The 3,620-nt window shown below is 44.6% G+C and carries 3 protein-coding genes and 1 pseudogene; all 4 read right to left on the bottom strand.

The window, feature by feature from the left end:
• A pseudogene (locus tag IQ242_RS19530) lies at positions 1-359 on the bottom strand (transposase family protein); the annotation flags it as partial.
• A 569-nt stretch (positions 360-928) separates the two neighbouring features.
• Positions 929-1,870: a J domain-containing protein gene (locus tag IQ242_RS19535; RefSeq protein WP_193961108.1), complete on the bottom strand. Its 942-nt coding sequence runs from the start codon at positions 1,868-1,870 to the stop codon at positions 929-931.
• A gap of 32 nt (positions 1,871-1,902) precedes the next feature.
• Positions 1,903-2,724, bottom strand: a complete 822-nt coding sequence (locus IQ242_RS19540; protein WP_193961109.1) for an inositol monophosphatase family protein — start codon at positions 2,722-2,724, stop codon at positions 1,903-1,905.
• Positions 2,725-2,738: 14 nt separating this feature from the next.
• A complete protein-coding gene (locus IQ242_RS19545; protein ID WP_193961110.1) occupies positions 2,739-3,107 on the bottom strand; it encodes a 2Fe-2S iron-sulfur cluster-binding protein in 369 nt (122 codons plus the stop codon).
• Positions 3,108-3,620: the final 513 nt, after the last annotated feature.

Here is a 3,620-nt window from a genome sequence, read left to right on the forward strand (position 1 = left end):
CTGATTTTAATTGTTCGAGTATATTCTCGGCTAGTCTTTTCGTATAGGTTCGTTTCTTGGCGACAAAATCTAACTCTTCGCTAAAGGGTTTCTGACAATTATTGCACTTAAATTGACGACGATTAACCTGTAGGTACACTGGTTGACCTGAGATTGGTAAATCTTTGACTAAATGTCGATGATTTTGGTGGAGTTTATCGCTCTCTAACCCACAACGAGGACAGGACGTTCGGCGAGCTCAGTCGAGCCGTTGCTTTTTTATTTTTCGATTCGACTGGTCAAACTATACCGATATTTTCTAGGTGTCGATAGCCTTGAATAGAGGTTCCTTGTAGGTTCAAAAATTTGTCAAGTATCATAAGTAAAATACTCGGGTTTTTGGCTATTATATCAAATCTTAACTCAATTGTCTATCTTTTGGTATTAACCTATTTGTGCCTTAAGTCCTTTCCTGTATGAATTTCAGCTACTTTTGAGCGTAGTTGCTCTCATCGAATTTTATTTTATACCATTTTTCTTTATTCGTGTCCCTCATCCCCTTGCCCCTCTCCCTTTCTGAGATAGGGATTGGGGGTGAGGGCAATTAACCATCTCTGCCATTACTTTAGAAAAATGGTATTAAGTTAATTATTTGCATAACAATTACCGAAGAGCCATTATTTGTAGGATAGGTTAGCGGTAGCGTAAACTATGCGGGCGTTGGGTTTCATGCTTCAACCGTTCGGCTGAGCTCACGGCCGAAGCCCAACCTACGTTCATCTTATATTTAATTCCACCCACCCACTTACTGATCAGGGTAAGCTGTTTTGTCTGTCTAGTTTGAGCTTGAGTCTGGGGCTGATCGTTTCTTTTCTCCTGTTACCTGCGTGGGGTAACAGGCGGGTTAAAATGACGATTTGGTATCAGGCTTATACCGTTATGGTTTGAGCTAGTTATTCTTTTTACCACCAAATAGAGACCAAAAACCGCTCTTAGGATTCCCTTCCTTTTTTTGTCCCTTCTGGTCTTCCATTTCAGTATTAGGATTAACTACTTTATCCAGTTCCCGTTTGCACCCAATCACCGTCGCATCTTTGGGGCGGGCTTGCCAAGCGCGATTGATATGAACCCGGGCCATGGAGAGTTGATTTTGTCGCAGATAGGCTAAACCGAGCAGGGCGTGACAGATGCTATTATCCGGTTCTTCCCGTAGGGCATCGCGCAATTCTCGCAAAGCTTGGGCGGGGTTATTTTGGTCAAGAGAGGCTTGGGCGCGGCGAATATAGGCTTCTAAGGGCGATTCTTTGGCTTTAGCTGGGGCTGCCGTGGTGGCAGCCGCGACCACTAACTCGGACTGGCGAGGATTGCCTTGGGAGATAAAGACTTTCGGGGTAGTTTTCTTGTTGCCCTGACCTTCGGTTAGCATCAGATAAACCAGATTGAGTTCACTGAGTTGGGCGATTTTCTGATAGGTATTTTCCAGGGCGGTATATTGATCGATCGCCAAAGATTGCAGGATTTTTTGATAGGCTAATTCATAGTTAGCGGTGGACTGGGCTAGTTTTCTAGCTGGTTCGCTATTGATGGTGATTTTACCCGAATCCCGCGCCATTGCCTTGCCCATTTGTGTTAAAACAAGGCGGAATTCTTCCCGATATAGGTCGCGGCCCAGATGTTCGTAGGCGGGGTTAACTAATTTGGCGAGTAACTTATGAGCCTGTTCCCTTTCGGCGGGGGTGTAAAGGCGACAGGTATCGGGGTGAAGTTTATAGGCGATTTTTAAGTAACGCTCGCGAATCTCCTCATGTTCGGCATCGATCGAGACTCCTAAAACAGCGAAGTGATCGATTAAATCAAATTGAAATAACCCTTGGGAAATTGGAAAAGGCATACAGCAGACCCTACTCTAAAATGATAATCCCATTAAAACTGAAAACTCCAAGAGGCAGCTTTTTGCAGAGCCTGGCTTAAGGGGGTGTGAATGTGTCCGTTAGTGGCCAGAATTCGCCCCGTTTCCATCAGAAAAGGACTCTCATCGTAGGCGCTAATTTTACCCCCAGCTTCTTCGATCAGAATAACTCCTGCGGCCAGATCCCAGGGATTAATTCCTCGTTCCCAATAACCATCTAAGCGCCCACAGGCCACATCGGTTAAGTCTTTGGCAGCGGAACCGCTGCGGCGTACCCCTTGGGTCAGATGGGTGAGATAACAGAATTCGGCATAATTATTATCGGGGGTTTGACAGCGATCGTAGGCAAAACCCGTCACCAGTAAACTTTTTTCTAGTTCACTGGTCCGGGAGACATGGATGGGACGACGGTTCAGAGTAGCCCCCAAACCCCGGGCTGCCCGAAATAGTTCCTTTCTAAAGGGATTATAGATGACTCCCACTGCTGCTGTCCCTGCGATCAGGAGTCCGATGGAGACGACGGCTACGGGATAACCGTGGGCATAGTTGGTGGTTCCATCGAGAGGATCGATCGCCCAGAGATACTCGCTGTCCCTCCCTTGCAGTTTTCCCGATTCTTCCGCTAAAATCCCGTGTTTGGGAAAGTGACGGCCAATAATTTTGAGAATTTCTCTTTCTGCTCGACGATCTATTTCCGTCACTAAATCGCCCGATCGCCCTTTTTCTTCTATTGTCTCGATTTTACCCCAATTATCGAGGATAATTGTTCCCGCTGCTAGGGCGGCTTCGCTGGCAATGTCTAGGTATTTTTCTAATTGGCTGCTGGTATCTGGCACGATTAATCCCTAATCTATTCTTCATCTAAGGGTAAACCAAAACGCACTTTTCCACGGGCAAAAAAGCGACCGAATTGTAATTCATAGACTTCATCCTCGTCTTGGGTGGCTACTTCCATATCGCTACGGGCATAACTGACACAAAGTAAAGCATAACCTCTGGCTTTTAATTCCGGCGATAGTCCGATCGCTTCTGGTTGATGGATATCTCCTGATAATACCCTGACCGCGCAGCTGGTACAAGCTCCATTGCGACAGGAAAAGGGTAATTGATGACCCTGTTTTTCCAGACTGTGGAGTATATAGTTATCCTCAGGAACGGTGGTGGTAATTTTTTCGCCCGTCTGACGATTGTTAACGGTGATTTGATGATATTTAGTCATAGTTTAGTTAGGCGGAAATTAAAGCTGTAATTCTAGATACTTCTAAATTTAGGGGCTATTTTGGTCAGCCATCTCGATTATATCATAAATCATTGCTCAAATAGTCATCATAATCTCTATAAATGCTTCCTGACAAAGGGGGCGGTTTTCGTGGAATTTGCCTAAATCTAAGAATCTCCTACCATCATCTTTAATCCTCAAAAATCTACGCACTTGAGATAGGCGAAAAATCAGCATCTTTTCTTAAATTACGATGAAATTGATTAATGTTGGCGATTCAATATTTTTAGGCTTTAAATTTATTCCATTGATAGTGATTGGATTATCTGAGAGGGGGACAAGCGAGCTAGAAGGTAGATAGGGCAAGCGATATCGCTCTTTGTCCTTTGATGTAATCCTTCAACCGATAGCGGCTAATTTGCATTAGCTCTTCTATATTTTTTGGGAACATTTGATGTAGCTGGAGCCAATGATAGAGATGTTGACCCACATAAAAACTGCTGTGTCTGCGTT

Origin of the sequence: Microcystis sp. LEGE 08355 (assembly GCF_015207185.1) — a bacterium.
Classification (GTDB): domain Bacteria; phylum Cyanobacteriota; class Cyanobacteriia; order Cyanobacteriales; family Microcystaceae; genus Microcystis; species Microcystis panniformis.

Coding starts and splice junctions, on each gene's coding strand:
- IQ242_RS19535 (WP_193961108.1), bottom strand. CDS start 1,870: ATGCCTTTTCCAATTTCCCAAGGGTTATTTCAATTTGATTTAATCGAT.
- IQ242_RS19545 (WP_193961110.1), bottom strand. CDS start 3,107: ATGACTAAATATCATCAAATCACCGTTAACAATCGTCAGACGGGCGAA.